Consider the following 17212-nt stretch of genomic DNA (forward strand, 5'->3'; position numbering starts at 1 on the left):
GGCGAGTCAATAAAAAGCACCTCCTAGTAAGTTGATATGTTCATCATACTAGGAGGTGAGGTGATCTTATATGCGTAGTTTTATTGGGGGCTTACGTTATTCGCCACATTCTTATTAGTATTCGCCTAAGTAGTCGAGCTACTCCAATCGCTTCGCTTTATTCGCCAAAATGAACTACTTATTTGCCAGTTTCATTGAGTTATTCGCCACATTCTTATTAGTATTCGCCTAAGTGGTTGAGCTACCGCAATCGCTTCGCTTTATTCGCCAAAATGAACTACTTATTCGCCAACTACATTGAATTATTCGCCACTTTCTTAATAGTATTCGCCTAAGTAGTCGAGCTACTCCAATCGCTTCGCTTTATTCGCCAAAATGAACTACTTATTCGCCAACTACATTGAATTATTCGCCACTTTCTTAATTGTATTCGCCTAAGTAGTCGAGCTTCGGCTATGCTGCTCTGTTTCATTCGCCAAATCTTGTTTGAGTTATTCGTAATCCCTGAATTACTTACCCACTCACACTCACCCGCCCACAACATACTATAGTAAAAAGAATGGAGGTGTTTAAATGCATCATTCTCGAAAAACTTGGTCTCCGATTGAAGTGGTTGGGTTAGTTATTGTCATCGTTGCGCTGGTTGCATTATTATTTGCTCCACATTCACTTTCCCAGTTATTCGATTTAACGATCAATGAAGTTTATAACGTTGTAGTGCCCATCTTTTTAACGGGGACTGTTGGTATTGCCATCATTGTAAGTGTGATTTTAGGTAGAATTTTAGAACGACTCGGATTTACAGATGCGTTGATTCGTTTGTTTGTTCCAATTATGAAATGGATGCGTATCAATCCAACAGTCATAATTCCGAGTGTTTATAATATTTTAGGAGATATTAATGCAGCAGGAAAAATAGCAGCCCCTGTGTTAGATAAAGCACACGCAACAAAAGCAGAACAAAAAATAGCAGTAGCTACAATGATTCAATCTCCACAATCCTTTGCAACCTTTGTTCTAGGTTTATTTGCCCTATCTGCTGCAGGTATTAGTTTATTTCCAGTAATTGTCCTTTCAATTTTTGTTCCCCTAATCATTGTTCCATTTTTACTTTCAAGAACTATTTACCGAGATACAAAAAAAGTAGATTTACACGAACTACCACGTTTCACACCAAAAACAAAACCACTAGAAACTCTATTCCAATCAGCAAAAGAAGGAACAGAACTTCTATTATTAGTCATTATTCCTGCAGTGGCTGCAGTATTTTTCATCATTGGTATTTTAAAATTTATTGGTGTATGGGAATTTATTAACTCAATTCTAACGGTTACTTTAACTTATTTAAGTATTGAACCATCTTCTGGTATTATTTCAATTCTTGCTGCCCCTACTTTAGCTGTTGCACAATTAGCGGAAATTGCGAATTCAATTCCGCCTGGTCTTGTTGTTGGTTCCTTTGTTCTTGCAAATTCTGGTTTACCACTTTCGGTAATCTTTGGTCAGATGCCAGCAACGTGGAAAGAATGTTCAAGTCTGAAGGAAAAAGATGTTATAGAAGCTGCACTTGTTGGACTTGTAATTCGTTTTGCTACAGCATGGTTCCTTGGTTTTGTAGTAACTCCATTTTTGGTGGTGTAAGCGTTGTCAATTACGATTGTGAAAGCAAAGAAATTTGTAACGGTTTCAAACCTTGGCACTATCGATGATGGAGCACTCGTCATCCAAAACGGAAAAATACTCGACATCGTTCCATGGCATGAAATCAAATTAACATACAAAGATACAACCGAAATAACCGACTATGGAAATTTAACTATCTCACCTGGACTCGTTGATTGTCATACACATTTGCTAGAATTTGCTCCTACATCCCTTTATCCTGTAACAAAAGAAACCCAAAACCTTGCTGCAAAAGCAATTTTATTAAAAACACTTGCTTCTGGTATTACAGCTCTTGGTGAACAAATATGCGGAAGCCCCATGTTACACTCTGATGTAAATGAATTAAAAAACTCGATAAAAGATTTCCCTTTAGATATCGCATTTGCAACAACAAGTATTAGTATAGGTCTTGATCCAATTCTCCATTTTACTTCTGTAACAGGTTCCCTTGCAGTTGAAAGAGACGTTCTCGTTCAAAATAACATTATTATGTCAATTGCCCAACATAGTGAGTTTGCAGGGGAAAATATTTTCATTAACGCAACACCTGCAAACTTTACGCAGGATCTTATACCAAATGCAGGTGAAATAATATATTCACAAGAAGAGTTAAATACTATTGTCTCTATTTTCCACTCTATGAATCGTAAAATAGGAACCCATGTAGCAGGCGAAAAAGGTATTGATATGGCCCTAAATGCCGGATTTGATGTACTACATCACGCCCATGGTATTACTAACGAACAAATAAAACAAGCCGCGAATCAAAACATAAAAATAGTTGCTACCCCACTTGGAGGAACCCACCTACTACCTAATACTATTGAGGAAGTTATGAAAATGCACGATGCTAACATTACAGTTGCCATTTCGAGTGACGGCTTTTTACCACCACATAAAAACACAGTTACTTTTCCAAAGATTATGCAAGGATTAATTGGACCGGATTCGCTCATGGCAATTGCCAACCCCTATTTAAAAGCAATGATTCAAAACGGAATTAGTGAAAATGAGGCACTTGCTCTTATTACATTAAATCCTGCAAAGATCCTAGAAAAAGATAATCGTTTTGGAAGTTTAGAAATCGGTAAAGATGCCAATTTCTTAGTATCGGAAGGAATTCCAGGCGTAGAAATTGTTGATGTCGAAAAGATTAAAGCCGTGTATTTCCGAGGAGAAAAAATGATACAACGTAATGTATAAAAATAACCCGTTTCTGTAAAGGGATTTACCTTTTAGAAACGGGTTTTTATCATTATTTCGATGTTTCATTATTGCCAGCATTAGCTAAAGCAGTTTTTAAATCATCCCCTGATGGATTTTGGAATATGCGTATGCCGAACTCTGGAGCTACAGCAAATAGATGGTCAAAAATATCGGATTGAATCGTTTCATACTGAGCCCATACTGTTGTATTGGCAAATGCATAAATTTCTAATGGTAAACCATTTTCAGTCGGTTCTAATTGTCTTACCATTAGTGTAGATTCCTTATTGATTCCCGGGTGGTTTTGTAGATAATTTCCTATATAAGCACGGAATACCCCAATATTTGTTAATGCTCTACCATTTACACTATTGCTACGGTCGAATTTATTTTTTATATTGAAGTTTGTAATTTCTTTTTCTCTATCTATAATGTAATCCTGTAAATAGTGAATATTTTTACATTTCTCAATTAGTTCCGGAGAACAAAATGAAATACTCGTCGTATCGATTAACAGTGAACGTTTTAATCGACGTCCTCCAGATGCTTGCATTCCTCGCCAATTGATAAATGAGTCCGATATAAGCGCATAACTTGGAATCATTGTAATTGTTCGGTCAAAGTTTTGGACTTTAACTGTATTTAAAGAAATATCAATGACATCCCCGTTGGCACCAAACTTTGGCATCTCAATCCAGTCACCAACTCGAACCATATCATTGCCACTTAATTGAACGCCCGCAACAAATCCTAAAATTGAGTCTCTAAAAATTAACATTAATACAGCTGAAAGCGCACCGATACCACTTAAAATAATAACCGGGCTTTCCCCCATCAGATTTGCAATGATAATAATCGTACCAATGATGAATAGAACAATTTTCGCTACTTGGATATACCCTTTAATCGGGCGAACTTTTGAAATTTCATAGGTTTGATAAATATCATTAAGCGCATTTAGCAAACTATTAATGACACTCATTGCAACAATGATAATATATAATACTGCAAACTTTTGAATTATTCCTGTAAAACCTGTGAAGCTCGTTGCAAAATAGTGAATAATGATCGCAGGAACTACGTGAGAAAGTTTATGAAACACTTTTCTCTCGAGAAGTATATTGTCCCATTTGTACTTATTATTATTGATAATATGTGTGATGAATCGCATGACGACTTTCTTTGTAATAAAATTGGCAATTATACATAATAATATTATTGCTAATATCAGAATCCCCAAAGCTAGATAGTCAGCCCAAACATCATCGAACCCAGATTCAAGGAGGTAATCATGAATGAATCCCACTACTGTTCCTCCAATCTATGTATTATTTAATGAAGTGTATTCTAAAAACAAAATCTATTATACCTACAAGATTTAAACAAGCAAAATTAAAAACCATTTCCTTATGTTGAGTGGTACCAGCACTTAACGGAAACGGTTTTCTTTTTTGAATCGCTTGTATTCTGTTTTTATTATATAATGGCTAAACTAAACAAACAACCGGTAATTTCAACCAATGGAATTATCAAATCGGCTTGCTCCAACCTGCGAAGCCATAAAAGTTTATACATTCTCTCCGTTTAATGCTTCTTTCCATACATCATAAAATTCTTCAACGGAAGCAAACCTTTCATCCCTATCATTATTGACTGCTTTAATTGCCACGTCATATAGTTTATGGCTAGCTTCCCATTTCGAAATGTCACGGTCAAGCTCCCCTCCAAGCAGTCCGAATGAGATTGCCCCCATATTAAATACGTTTGTTCTTTCATCAATCTTTGCACCTAGCTCAAATTCCTCTGGGGACATGAATCTTGACGATCCCCACATCCTTCCCATTGTATTTATAACGGGTTTCTTCCTATATAAATCTATATCACAAATTTTTGTTTCTTTTTTACTAAAATCATATAGAATACTACCATCGTAAAAGTCAATGGCTTCATAGCCCTTCTTTTCCATATGTACATGAAATTCTACTATACTAAGAAACGATTTTAAACGTTCGCCTATAGGTAGCTGTCTGTATTGAAAATAAGGCGATTCTGGATGTTTGTGTTTATGAGGGGGTGGAAATTTCCAATGTGGATGAAGATTCTCACCATCAAACCATTCAAAAACTAATGCGTACCCTACTCCAATTTCAAAATGATCTATCAAATTAACCAAATACTTATGCTGTAAATCTTTATAAATCTCTACCGAATTTTTTAAAGTCACAATTGCATCTTCAGGTTTTCCTGTAAAGTTAATTGGTTTAGCACCTGCATACTTCACAAATTGTTTAACTCCATCTTTTTCTATGCCAAAACTAACATTTCCCGAATCCTGTTCAGGAAAAACCGTAAATACCTCGCCTAACTCTTCTAACCAGTTAAAACAATGCTCTGTTTTTAATTGAAAAGCAACCTTACCTACATGTACATTATATAAATCATTCACAGAAATCCCTCCAATTACTATTCGAAGAAAACATTATAATGGACTAGTTCTACTATGTATTTATACTTTGATACTTTAATTTCTACATAAAATACTATAAATCCTTCATTATGTTTCAATACTTGTTAGGATGTATTTGAGTCGTCAAATTAAATAATAAAATTTTAAAATTCAACTTAAGCAGATGTACAAGAACTCGATGAAACCAGAAATGGAAGCCTTTTCAAAAAGTCTTCAACAAAATATTTCCAAAAGTAAAATTGCAAGCGAATTCATCATTTTGCCTAAAAAAATTATGTCTTTTTTTTAAACTCTACGTGACTATTTTATGAATTAAACACCGTTTTTACAGTGAAAACATTTTTTATCGGAAATTATTCTATTACAATGAATGTAATGATTATAAGAGATCATTATGAAAAAAAGTTTTTGGTATGTAAAAGGGGAAAGGAGTATCCTAATGAAAATTAAATGGGCATTGTTAGTATCACTAACATCGCTTGCTGCCATTCTTGCAGGTTGTGAACCATTACTTGTATTAGATCCAAAAGGTCCACAAGCAGCAAGACAAGCAGGTGACATTTCATTATTGATTGTGTTAATGGCATTTATCGTTATCGCAGTATTAACTATTTTAGTAATTGTACTATTTAAATACCGCGCGTCAAAAATGCCTGACGATTATGAACCACCTCACATTGAGGGGAATATTTGGGTAGAAGTAATTTGTATAGGGATTCCTATTATTATTGTTGCATTTTTATCTTTTGTTTCGGTAAAAAGTAACTATATTGTAGAATCAGCTCCAACTGGATATGAGGAAGAACCTTTAGTTATTTACGCATCTTCATCAGACTGGAAATGGCACTTCAGTTATCCTGAACAAAATATTGAAACAGTTAACTACCTATATATCCCTACTGACCGACCACTTGAATTCAAGCTTTACTCATATGGTCCAATTACAAGTTTCTGGATTCCACAACTTGGTGGACAAAAATATGCAATGGCCGACATGGTCACAACATTACATTTAGCAGCGGATGAGCCTGGAGAAATGCTTGGGCGAAACGCAAACTTCAGTGGTAAAGGCTTTGCAGAAAATAGATTCAATGTAACTGCAATGTCACAAAAAGATTTTGATGAATGGGTTGAGGAAGTTCACGAAACAGCCGATCCACTCACAGAAGAAGAATTTAACAGATTATTAGAACCTGGTCACTTAGGTCAAATGACGTTTACAGGTACGCATTTAGATTTCAGTCCAGCTCCTGAACATGATCATGGTTCAGATGCTGATGAACATGAAGAACATTCAACACACGATGAAACAAATGAAGAATCTGACCATAGCGGTCATTAATCTATTATGAAAAAGCTAGATTTTGAGAATACCCTTTAAATCTAGAAAGGAGAATAAGGATGGAATTCTTTGAACGATTCGCCGTACCTCATGCAAGTCCAATGATCTATGCCTCAATGGTTGCCATTGCGTTAGTATCTATTGGTATTGTTGTTGGAATCACGTATTTCAAAAAATGGGGTTACTTATGGCGTGAATGGTTTACAACTGTCGACCATAAAAAAATCGGGATTATGTATTTAATCTCTGCCCTACTCATGCTTTTCCGTGGAGGCGCAGACGCGATTTTAATGCGTGCACAACTTTCTGCACCTGAAATGAAATTATTAGACGCACAACATTATAACGAAATCTTCACAACTCACGGGGTTGTAATGATTATCTTTATGGCGATGCCATTTATCTTCGCCTTTATGAACTTAATTGTTCCATTACAAATTGGGGCGCGTGACGTTGCGTTCCCACGCTTAAATGCTCTTAGCTTCTGGTTATTCTTTGCAGGGGCAATGTTATTTAACATTTCATTCGTAGTTGGTGGATCACCTGACGCTGGTTGGACATCATACTTCCCTCTTGCGGGTAATGATTTCAGTACATCAGTTGGTACAAACTACTACATGATTGCAATTCAGATCTCTGGTATCGGTTCTTTAATGACAGGGATTAACATGATTACAACAATTTTAAAAATGCGTGCACCAGGCATGACTCTAATGAAAATGCCAATGTTCACTTGGTCAGCATTTATTGCTAACGTAATTATCGTATTCGCTTTCCCAGTATTAACAATTGCTCTATTAATGGGTACTACTGACCGTTTATTCGGAACAAACTTCTTTACTACGACTAACGGCGGTATGGATATGCTTTGGGCAAACTTCTTCTGGGTATGGGGACATCCAGAGGTATACATTTTAATCTTGCCTGCATTCGGTATTTACAGTGAAGTTATTTCAACGTTCTCAAGCCGTAACCTTTATGGTTATAAATCAATGGTAGGTTCAATGGTACTCATTTCCCTACTTTCGTTCTTAGTTTGGACGCACCACTTCTTCACAATGGGTCAAGGTGCTTTAACGAACAGTATCTTCTCTATTACAACAATGGCGATTGCTGTTCCTACCGGTGTGAAGATCTTTAACTGGTTATTTACAATGTATAAAGGGAAAATCCGATTCACAGTACCAATGTTGTACTCTCTTGGATTCATTCCATTATTTACAGTTGGTGGGGTTACAGGGGTTATGCTTGCAATGTCAGCAGCGGATTACCAATTCCACAACACAATGTTCTTAGTAGCTCACTTCCATAATACGATTATTCCTGGTGTTGTATTTGCGATGTTAGCTGGATTAACTTATTACTGGCCAAAATTCTTTGGTTTCATGTTAAATGAAAAAATTGGTAAAATTACATTCTGGTTATTAACTGTAGGTTTCGTACTTGCCTTCTTCCCAATGTATATCACTGGTTTAGACGGTCAAGCACGTCGTATGTACACTTACTCAGAAGCAACTGGATTTGCTCCATTAAATATGTTGTCATTCGTAGGTGCTGCTTTAATGGCGATTGGATTCGTAACAATCGTTTATAACATTTACTATAGTTTCAAAAACTCACCACGTGATATCGGTAGTGACCCTTGGGATGCACGTTCATTAGAATGGGCTACTCATACACCAGTTCCAGAATACAACTTTGCTAGAGTTCCACAAGTGGCATCAAGTGAAGCATTCTGGGATATGAAGAAAAAAGGTCATCAGTTATTTAAAGGTGAGATTAAAGATATCCATATGCCAAATAATAGCGGCGTTCCATTCGTTATGGGTATTATCTTCTTCATCGCAGGGTTCTCATTCATCTTTGCTATGTGGGTACCTGCAGTAATTGCTTTAATAGGTATATTTGTTTGTATGGCTCTACGTTCATTTGAGCAAGATCATGGACGCCATATTCATGTGAAAGAAATAAAAGAGATAGAAGCACAATACGGGGAGGTGCCGGGTAATGAAAATCGATCACACACAACCACTAGAGTATAGTACTGATCAAAATCAGTTAAATATTTTAGGCTTCTGGATTTTCCTTGGCGCTGAAATTATGTTGTTCGCTACCCTATTCACGTCTTACTTCATTTTCGAAGGTAGAACGGGTAGCGGCCCTACACCTGCAGAAATTTTTGAAATTACACCAGTACTTATTGAAACATTTGTTTTATTAACAAGTAGTTTCACAATCGGTCTTGGTGTGCATGCGATGAGACTTGGTCGCAAAAATGCAATGCTAACTTTCTTTGGAGTTACACTATTACTTGGTTTAGTGTTCCTTGGTGTAGAGATTTATGAATTTATGCATTACTACCATGTTGGTGCAACATATCAAACAAGCGGCTTTACAGCTGGCCTGTTAACATTATTAGGTACACATGGTGCTCACGTAACGTTAGGTTTATTCTGGGGATTATTCATCATCCTTCAAGTGAAAAAACGTGGATTAACACCTGAAAATGCAAACAAATCATTTATCTTCTCACTTTACTGGCATTTCTTAGACGTAGTTTGGATCTTTATCTTCAGCTTCGTCTATCTGAAAGGAATGATGTAATATGAAAGAATTATTTCCTGCCAAACAGGTGATGGGCTTTGTCTTTTCATTGATTCTAACAGTAGTAGCGTTACTAGTTTACTTTACGGATATGTCCTTTGCAGTAGGTATGACGGTACTATTAATAACAGCGTTCATTCAGGCATTTTTACAACTAGTTGTATTTATGCACGCTGGTGAATCAAAAGATGGATCAGCCATTTATACGAATGTATTTTATGGTGTAGTTATCGCCTTAGTTACAATTTTCGGTTCTTTACTAATCTTAATCTGGGATATGTAAAACATAAAAAAGCTTGAGAGTTCATCTCAAGCTTTTTTGTTTGATTAAAATACACCCTATTCAATATTTAGTCTTCTATTACTAGCCTTCTGCGTATGATTTTCTGACTTATTTTCTAATAAACTAAAGAACATCCCGATGATAAAAATATACATACTGCTTTTTGCAATTTCGATTCCATACCAAATGGAAAGGCTTCCAAAAGCACTTATACCCATTAACACAATACCTACTATAAATAGAAAAACAGAAAAGTATTTAAACCCTTTTACCATTGTGATGCCACCCCTTTTTCTCATTCATATGCGAACAGTTTTACGTTCACATTTTAGACACCCTTTGTTAACAAAATTGTAACATATTAACCATAAAAAGAAAATACTTCTTTCTCAACTATTGACAAAGAGTGATTGATTGGTGAAAATAATTCTTTGATGCTAAAATAAAGTAATTATATTTATATAGTTCATATTTATTAGTGGCAAGATTTCGAGGAGGATCTAAAAGTGGATTTAAATTTGTCTGAAGTTATAATTGAACGTTGTGATAAAGAAACAGAAGATGTTATTTCAAAAGAACAACCTTCTTTTTTAAACACATCATTAAAACATGTAAAAGAGTTTCCGAATGAGTTTATTTATATCGAGTCCCCTACTTTTGAACAGATTAAAGTAGACGCAATTTCATTGGAATTAGACGATGTTTTTCAAACTTATACAGCTTTACTAGGACTAAGAATGCAAAAGAAACATACAGCCGCGATTAAAAACTATTTTAATGAGCATTTAAAAGGTGAAAACAAATATTTTAGTGCAAGTTTTTCTGGAGACGAAGGTATGTGGGACTTAAACATTCCCCTTGATTATATGGATGGTTTTTCAGAAGATATGACAGTTAACGATGCAATTTCCTTAACTTATCTTTTAATTGAAACATTAGTAAAAGAAATTGAACAATAACAAATACAAGAAAAATGCCTTTTTAATTATTTGCATTAAAAGCGAATGATTAAAAAGGCATCTTTTATTATTTTGTATTTTAATGTGCGCTCGACAACATCATAGATCTTGCGATATTATACAAATCCTCGCCATTCAGTCGAATATCTGATCCCAACGAGACTGACAGCTCGTACTTACCTAACTGATCTTCACGTATTTCGCCTACTCCATTAAATACAACAACTTTTTGAATAGTAAGCAATTCTTTAATTGCCCAAAATTTGTCTAAGTAACTTTTGTTAAGCGGTTCTTTTTTAAAACTCTCCTCAAATACTATTTTAATATCTTCATCCTCATACCCAACTATAATTTCTGCAACTGAATCTATTAGTTCAACGTCTTTTACAAATCCTTTAATAAGGCGTACTTGTCCAATGTCTGTTGAACTTATTGCATTAACAAACTTTGATAATAGCTTCTTACCTTTAAGTTGCTCATCACCATCATTAAGTTCTCCACCAAATAATTTCATTTGAACAGTTTGATCTTTAATTTCTCCCTCTTTTTTCGGGCTTTGGTTTGCAATAGGTTTTAGTTTGTTATGTTCTGTGTCATCTGAATCTAATTGAACCATTGATTTATAAGCTCTTGTCAATGCGTTATACTTTCTTTCATTACTAATATTCATCGTAATGACGTTCTTATGACCGAGTACGAATTTTCTGCCTGTTCGTTCTAATCTGTATATACAATTTGATGAATGGTTACTATGTCGCCAAGTTTTATAATGTGCTTTCGGACCACTACAATAGGATAGTTTTGCCATACAATGATCAGTCGGACAATAAAGATTTCCTTTATAAATAGCTTCGTACTTCTTCTTCGTTATTTCTTTAATTGTTATTATCTTGATGTCATCTTCTGTTATATATCTTGCTGAAGGAATTCGCATATATATACCTCCATGACTCAATATTTTCTATTTCAGATGCTATTAAATTTATTATAGACTTTATTACTGACAATAGAAAGAAAATTCAAACAATTTAACAAGTAAACTTAAGAAAATAAAAAACCAGTCATTAACTTTAACTGACTGGTTTAATGGCAATTCATATCTTCATAATATTTTTATTACCTATTTTCTTTTTTCTGAACTGGAAGCCACACTTCACTGTATACCTTGTCTGTTGACCCACCATGTTTTGTAAATGAAATACTTGGTAAATCTACAATCTCATAATCTGATGAAGGCAACCACTCAGAATAAATTTTTGCAGTAGTTTCTTGTAGTGCTTGAGGAAATGGACCAACATTTGGGAATATTGCCCATATACTTTGTTCAATCGTAATTTGCTCTAAATCATCAAATGTATTTTCCTTTGTTGTTGCAAAACCAATCATATGTGTCAAATTTCCCTTTTCTTCTAAGCGTCCCTCATCAAAATCATATGATACATTCAACACATAATGAGGATATAAGTCTGCAAGCTTGTGCATTTCCTCTCTCTGCTGCTGGGTGATTGACTGTGCCAATTCTAATATTGACTGACTTACTCCTTCAAATTGAATCGGCACCCTTTTAGATACTCCAACTATATTAAATTTTTCTTTCTTTTCTATTTTGAATTCCATAGAAACCCCACCTTTTATATCGATAATAAATGTAAATTTAGGAAATGACTTTTGAATTTTATTTTTTGCAACTTCTGAAGGTAAAAAACCACTCCACTCACGAAATGCTCTCGAAAACCCTTCAATCGATTGATATCCGTATTTAAAGGCAATATCAGTTACTTTCTCACCGTTTATTAACTCCACATTGGCTAACGATAATCTCCTGTTTTTTATATACTCATTTAACGACATACCAGCTAAATACGAAAACATTCTTTTAAAATGATAGTCGGACATTCCTACAATTTTTGAAATATCATTACCCGAAATTTCTTCCGTAATATGATTCTCAATGTAATCCATTAGCTTATTGAATTGTTGGATCATCCATTTCCCTCCTTTACATCTACATCGTACCGTGAAAATTAATCATTCACTCGATAATTTTTATACGGAAAATATCGAAACTATTCTAATTAAAGAAAGTGATTTCAAATTTAATTTTCACTATAAAAGAGACTTACAATACATTAGTAAGTCTCTTTTAACATACATTTATTCACAAACAATCACTTGTCGTTCAAACTGTTGCTTCTTAGCAATTCCTCTATCTTTAATTGTGAAACCTGCTTTTTCGATCAGGTGGTCAATGGTATCGACAGTAATAAATACAACACGATCTGCAATGCGTCTAGCCTGTTTGACAATGTCATATTCTTCTTCAGGTGTAACATGAGAATATATATTATAAGGCATATCAATAATAGCCACATCATAATGTTCGTTAACCTCAGAGATTGGACCCTTTGTGATAGTCCCATCCAGCTCAAAATATGCTAAATTTTCTCTTGCACCGACACATACAAGGGGACTAATATCTCGTCCAACAATATCAACGCCCATTGAGAGGCCTTCTACGACAACGGTCCCGATACCACAACAAGGATCTATAACTTTCACATTATCAATGACCGGAACAGCAATATTAACAACTGTTCGTGCTACTCTTGTACTTAGTGCAGTTGAATAGCTCTTTGGTTTATGCATATGTTTACGCCAAACAGATTCCGATTTTACATGGATCCCGAAATACCAATGATTCTCCAGTAAAAGTAACCCAAAAACGATTTCTGGATGATCTAACTCCGGTTCCCCTTCTATACATAGTCCAATTTCACGCTCGATCAAACGTCTATCGGGATGATGAATCTTCTTCGTATCTCCCAAATCCATTGTATTTAAACAAACTACTTTATACGACTCTGCAGTAATGTTTAACTTTTCTACGAGTTCTTTCATCTCTTCAATACTATTACTTTCATACAATACTTCGAGACGATCTTGAATAAATGGGCTCCTACTTGGGGCCACCTCAATATCACTCATTAAATAATTCAGTTCTGTATCAAAATGAAAAAAAGATCTCATTTCCAAACGACATAGATCGTATTCATCTTCGTGGTGGGAATAAGTGTATATAAATTTACGATTTGTTTTATTTAGTTGCAATCTTAGTACCATCCTTACTTAATAATAAAAAATAGACAGTCGAAAATGACTGCCTTGTTATTCATTTTATTTCTACTCAAATTTTCTTATTATAATATTAGTATACACTTAATAGAAAAGCATTTCTATTGAATCCGTGATTTTACAGGTTTTAACACGAAACAAAAAGCTGAACCAACAAACTGGCTCAGCTTGAATAATTATTTTTGATAGTAATCTAATATACTACTTAATTTCAAAAGTTGGGAAAGATCCCCTTTTGCTTTAATCTTTCCAAAGAAAAATGCAGTTTGCGGGTTCAATTCACCTGCAACAAGTTTTTCAAAGTTTTCACTCGTAATTTGTACAACACAAGCTGCCCTTTCAACATTTTCGATAAGCACTGCCTTATCGCCTAAAAATTGAACACTATACTTTTCGCCTTGATCTGTAAACTCAAATTGAATAATATTTTCATAACCTTTTAACCCACTACCATCTTGGTCTATTTTTTCTATCAGATTATTAATTGCAACAACACTCATATTTTTATCCCCCTTTTCAAATCCCCTATTTCTAATTAAATAATACCAATATATCCTTACTTTTCAACTATAATTTCTACTCTGTGCAAATTTCTTATCCAATCTGATTTATATTAGTATTCAACAGATAATATAAATATTTTAAGAAAATAATAAAGACACTCTAAACACTTTAGTTTAGAATGTCCATTAGAGATTAATTGTTTAATGAAAAACGATCGTCTTATTCCCTTCAACGATAATACGATTTTCCAAGTGCCATTTTACTGCCTTCGATAATACTCGACGTTCAATTTGACGACCAATTTTCTTTAATGTCACTACATCATCACGATGATCAACACGCTCAACGTCCTGTTCAATGATTGGTCCTTCATCTAAATCGTTTGTGACATAATGAGATGTTGCACCAATTAGCTTAACACCTCTTATATGAGCTCGTTCATAGGGGTTTGCACCTATAAACGCTGGTAAAAAAGAATGGTGAATGTTAATGATACGATTCTCGAAATGATCCACAAATTGTGGTGTTAATATTTGCATATACCTCGCCAATATTAATAAATCAACATTATATTCTTCCATTAGTTGAATTTGCTTTTGCTCCACTTCTTTTCGAATTTCTTTATTTGCAGGCAAATAATAAAATGGTATTCCATAAGATTCAACAATTGGCCGCGCATTTTCATGATTACTGATGACAAGAGCAATATCAGTATCTAAATCCCCATTTTGCCATTCCCATAAAAGCTCTAGTAAGCAATGTAACTCTTTTGAACAAAAAATAGCGGAACGTTGACGTTTATGTAAATAATGAAAATAATAATCCATAGTATATTCTCGAGCAATTTCCTCAAATTCGTTTTCTAATTGAGAAGACTTATTAGACAGTCCATCACAGTGAAATTCAATTCTTATAAAGAAAGTTCCGTTTTCAGGGTCACTTGAGTATTGGCTCGACTCTACAATATTCGCATTATGTTTAAACAAAAAACTAGATACTACTGATACGATTCCTGGCTTATCAGGACATTTCACTAATAATCTTGCTCGATTTTCTAATTGTCTTAATTCCATTACTTGTTCCATGTAAACCTCTCCTAATCTTATAAACATTTCTATTTTCACAATTATCTATTATTTTGACAAAATGAGCAATAAGCTATTTTCCTTCTTGTACCTTCTTCCATGTCATAAATATCGAGTAAAAAATAGTTACTAAAATTTCCGAAAAAAATATTGTAGTGGCTAGGAATAATTGGTAATTTTTCCGCATATAGTTGAATAGCTTACGAGAATTCTGCCCTAATTCAAGTAATGGGCAGTTTCTTATAGGGAAAGGGAGAATAATATGATCGTTAAACAAAGGTATTTATTAAAAGATGATGTAGTATTTTGTAAAGAATCCGACCCTGCCTCAAAAGTATTAGAAAAATTGTACGAATCAGGCTACAGATGCATCCCAGTTTTAGATGACGCAGAAGAAAAATTTGTTGGAAATGCTTATAAAGTACACATACTTGAACATCAACTTGAACATAAAGCAGATGTACCAATTTCCGAACTACTTGTTGACCAAGATGGTGTGATTAGTAAAGAAAGCTCCTTTTACAAAGTCTTTTTCTCCATAAAAAAACTACCTTATTTAGCAGTAGTAGATGAGGATGGATTGTTCGCGGGGATTCTTACTCACTCAAAGATTTTTGAAATCCTTGAAGAAGCTTGGGGTTATAAAACAGGTAGTTGTGCATTAACTATCGTATTCCCAGAGACTGACGGAATTTTAGCAAAAACATTATCAGAAATTAAGAAAAAACATCCTATTCAATGTGTTTTATCATTAGATGATCAAGAATGGTACTTAAGAAAAGTTATTGTTACTTTAAGTAAAGGTGCAACATCTAAAACAGTAAAGAACATTGAAACACTTCTCCATAAGATTGGTGCGCGAATCATTGATGTTGAAGTATTTGATAAAGATAATTTTTAACAAACATAAAGGCCACTCACATGGAGTGGCCTTTTTTATTGGATGTATTCTTCTAAATTAAAATGATAAATTTTGCGATCATTTAATGGTTGAATGGGACGGTTATTTTGGGAATAGATCTTTGCAAAAGCTTCTATTTGAACGACCGACATTTCAATCGGATCTTCAAATAATATCCAAGTTACTCCTTCTGTACATGGAGGTGTTGTTAAAGAACCACTGTATTGAAACACATCCAAGTCGTCTGGTAGCACTTCGAGTAAATCAATTGATTGATTCATTTCATAAGGTTGTCCATTCATTTCATAAGGCATGACAGACCATAACTCAGCCAAATCATTATTTAATTTACCTTCTTTAATAAAAAAACCAATAACTGCTATTTTTCCATCTTCTGAATGATGCACGAGATGACCTTCCATATTAAACGACTGACCATTTAACTTATGTTCACTTGGTAGATGAAAATGAATTTGCACCAATGTAAATTTCTGATCATCGATTGTTATTGTGTTTTCGCCAGATGAATCCCTTACCTCTATGGTATGGCCATTATTGACAACTATAAATTTTGTAGGATGATAATCTAGATGAATCTTTTCAAAGCTCCTCTCTTCCCATATACTTTCTTTCTCAATGTTTATAGGTGATTGTTCGTATCCACCACCACAAGCATAATATGAAGGGTCAATACTTACCCATTCCTTTGGGCCATTTTCTTCACTATATGTCCAATATACTTGTTGGGCCTCTTTATTTTCGACTGGGGCTTCTTCCAACTCCATAGGAACCGAACTTAATGAAACATAAACAATAATGGCAATAACTATCTGAACAGATAACAAAAACAAATAATATTTTACCCTACTCAAATCGTTCCCTCCCTTGCTGTAATTACATGCTGTTATTACTAAATTATCCAAAAACTTCGTATCTTAACTGCTTCAAATAAAATAAAAACACCTTCCTATTAATTGGAAGGTGAAAAGGAGGGGTTTCTGGGTTGATGTATTAAATACATCATTAAGAAATTTTGCTACAAATTTTGCTACAGTAGGAATTGA

General features: G+C 34.4%; 17 protein-coding genes. 8 read left to right on the forward strand and 9 right to left on the reverse strand.

Annotated elements, in window-relative coordinates:
- The first annotated feature begins 573 nt into the window (after positions 1-573).
- Positions 574-1641 carry a nucleoside recognition domain-containing protein gene (locus CRO45_RS02675; RefSeq protein ID WP_097148100.1) on the forward strand — a complete coding sequence of 356 codons (1068 nt, stop codon included), beginning with the start codon at positions 574-576 and terminating at the stop codon, positions 1639-1641.
- Positions 1642-1644: 3 nt separating this feature from the next.
- Positions 1645-2868 (forward strand): amidohydrolase family protein, encoded by a 1224-nt coding sequence (locus CRO45_RS02680; RefSeq protein WP_097148101.1) that lies wholly within the window; start codon positions 1645-1647, stop codon positions 2866-2868.
- 52 nt (positions 2869-2920) lie between these two features.
- On the opposite strand, the gene CRO45_RS02685 is transcribed toward CRO45_RS02680, so the two are convergent.
- Positions 2921-4177 carry a mechanosensitive ion channel family protein gene (locus CRO45_RS02685; protein ID WP_097148102.1) on the reverse strand — a complete coding sequence of 419 codons (1257 nt, stop codon included), beginning with the start codon at positions 4175-4177 and terminating at the stop codon, positions 2921-2923.
- A 261-nt stretch (positions 4178-4438) separates the two neighbouring features.
- On the reverse strand, positions 4439-5317 hold the full coding sequence (locus CRO45_RS02690) for a protein kinase domain-containing protein (RefSeq protein WP_097148103.1): 879 nt from the start codon (positions 5315-5317) through the stop codon (positions 4439-4441).
- Between the two features lie 460 nt (positions 5318-5777).
- Between CRO45_RS02690 and qoxA the strand changes: the two genes are divergently transcribed.
- From qoxA to qoxD, 4 genes are read left to right on the forward strand one after another with little or no spacing between them, the layout of a single operon-like run.
- Positions 5778-6680, forward strand: coding sequence for a cytochrome aa3 quinol oxidase subunit II (gene qoxA, locus CRO45_RS02695; RefSeq protein WP_097148104.1), 903 nt, complete (start codon positions 5778-5780; stop codon positions 6678-6680).
- A 59-nt stretch (positions 6681-6739) separates the two neighbouring features.
- A complete protein-coding gene (gene qoxB / locus CRO45_RS02700; protein ID WP_097148105.1) occupies positions 6740-8722 on the forward strand; it encodes a cytochrome aa3 quinol oxidase subunit I in 1983 nt (660 codons plus the stop codon).
- Positions 8688-9284, forward strand: a complete 597-nt coding sequence (gene qoxC / locus CRO45_RS02705) for a cytochrome aa3 quinol oxidase subunit III (RefSeq protein WP_097148106.1) — start codon at positions 8688-8690, stop codon at positions 9282-9284. The genes qoxB and qoxC overlap by 35 nt, the downstream gene beginning before the upstream one ends.
- Before the next feature lies 1 nt (position 9285).
- The gene (gene qoxD, locus CRO45_RS02710; protein WP_097148107.1) at positions 9286-9567 is read left to right on the forward strand and encodes a cytochrome aa3 quinol oxidase subunit IV; all 282 of its coding nucleotides are present in this window, start codon (positions 9286-9288) and stop codon (positions 9565-9567) included.
- Between the two features lie 56 nt (positions 9568-9623).
- Here the strand turns inward: qoxD and CRO45_RS02715 are convergent, their stop codons facing one another.
- On the reverse strand, positions 9624-9842 hold the full coding sequence (locus CRO45_RS02715; RefSeq protein WP_097148108.1) for a hypothetical protein: 219 nt from the start codon (positions 9840-9842) through the stop codon (positions 9624-9626).
- 231 nt (positions 9843-10073) lie between these two features.
- On the opposite strand from CRO45_RS02715, the gene CRO45_RS02720 reads away from it, so the two are divergent.
- Positions 10074-10526, forward strand: a complete 453-nt coding sequence (locus CRO45_RS02720) for a protoporphyrinogen oxidase (RefSeq protein WP_097148109.1) — start codon at positions 10074-10076, stop codon at positions 10524-10526.
- A gap of 79 nt (positions 10527-10605) precedes the next feature.
- On the opposite strand, the gene CRO45_RS02725 is transcribed toward CRO45_RS02720, so the two are convergent.
- From CRO45_RS02725 to purU, 5 genes are all read right to left on the reverse strand, one after another.
- Positions 10606-11460, reverse strand: coding sequence for a hypothetical protein (locus CRO45_RS02725; RefSeq protein WP_097148110.1), 855 nt, complete (start codon positions 11458-11460; stop codon positions 10606-10608).
- Between the two features lie 182 nt (positions 11461-11642).
- Positions 11643-12512 (reverse strand): AraC family transcriptional regulator, encoded by an 870-nt coding sequence (locus CRO45_RS02730; RefSeq protein WP_097148111.1) that lies wholly within the window; start codon positions 12510-12512, stop codon positions 11643-11645.
- A gap of 168 nt (positions 12513-12680) precedes the next feature.
- On the reverse strand, positions 12681-13634 hold the full coding sequence (locus tag CRO45_RS02735) for a TRM11 family SAM-dependent methyltransferase (protein WP_235864512.1): 954 nt from the start codon (positions 13632-13634) through the stop codon (positions 12681-12683).
- Between the two features lie 200 nt (positions 13635-13834).
- The gene (locus tag CRO45_RS02740) at positions 13835-14158 is read right to left on the reverse strand and encodes an SCP2 sterol-binding domain-containing protein (protein ID WP_097148113.1); all 324 of its coding nucleotides are present in this window, start codon (positions 14156-14158) and stop codon (positions 13835-13837) included.
- A gap of 204 nt (positions 14159-14362) precedes the next feature.
- The gene (gene purU / locus CRO45_RS02745) at positions 14363-15247 is read right to left on the reverse strand and encodes a formyltetrahydrofolate deformylase (RefSeq protein WP_097148114.1); all 885 of its coding nucleotides are present in this window, start codon (positions 15245-15247) and stop codon (positions 14363-14365) included.
- A 262-nt stretch (positions 15248-15509) separates the two neighbouring features.
- Here purU and cbpA point away from each other — a divergent pair, with 262 nt between their 5' ends.
- Entirely contained in the window at positions 15510-16148 is a 639-nt protein-coding gene (gene cbpA / locus CRO45_RS02750) for a cyclic di-AMP binding protein CbpA (protein ID WP_097148115.1), read from the forward strand.
- A gap of 35 nt (positions 16149-16183) precedes the next feature.
- Here cbpA and CRO45_RS02755 read toward each other — a convergent pair whose 3' ends face one another.
- Positions 16184-17020 (reverse strand): carbonic anhydrase, encoded by an 837-nt coding sequence (locus CRO45_RS02755; RefSeq protein WP_097148116.1) that lies wholly within the window; start codon positions 17018-17020, stop codon positions 16184-16186.
- Positions 17021-17212 lie beyond the last annotated feature (192 nt).

Source organism: Ureibacillus acetophenoni (assembly GCF_900220965.1).
Taxonomy (GTDB): domain Bacteria; phylum Bacillota; class Bacilli; order Bacillales_A; family Planococcaceae; genus Ureibacillus; species Ureibacillus acetophenoni.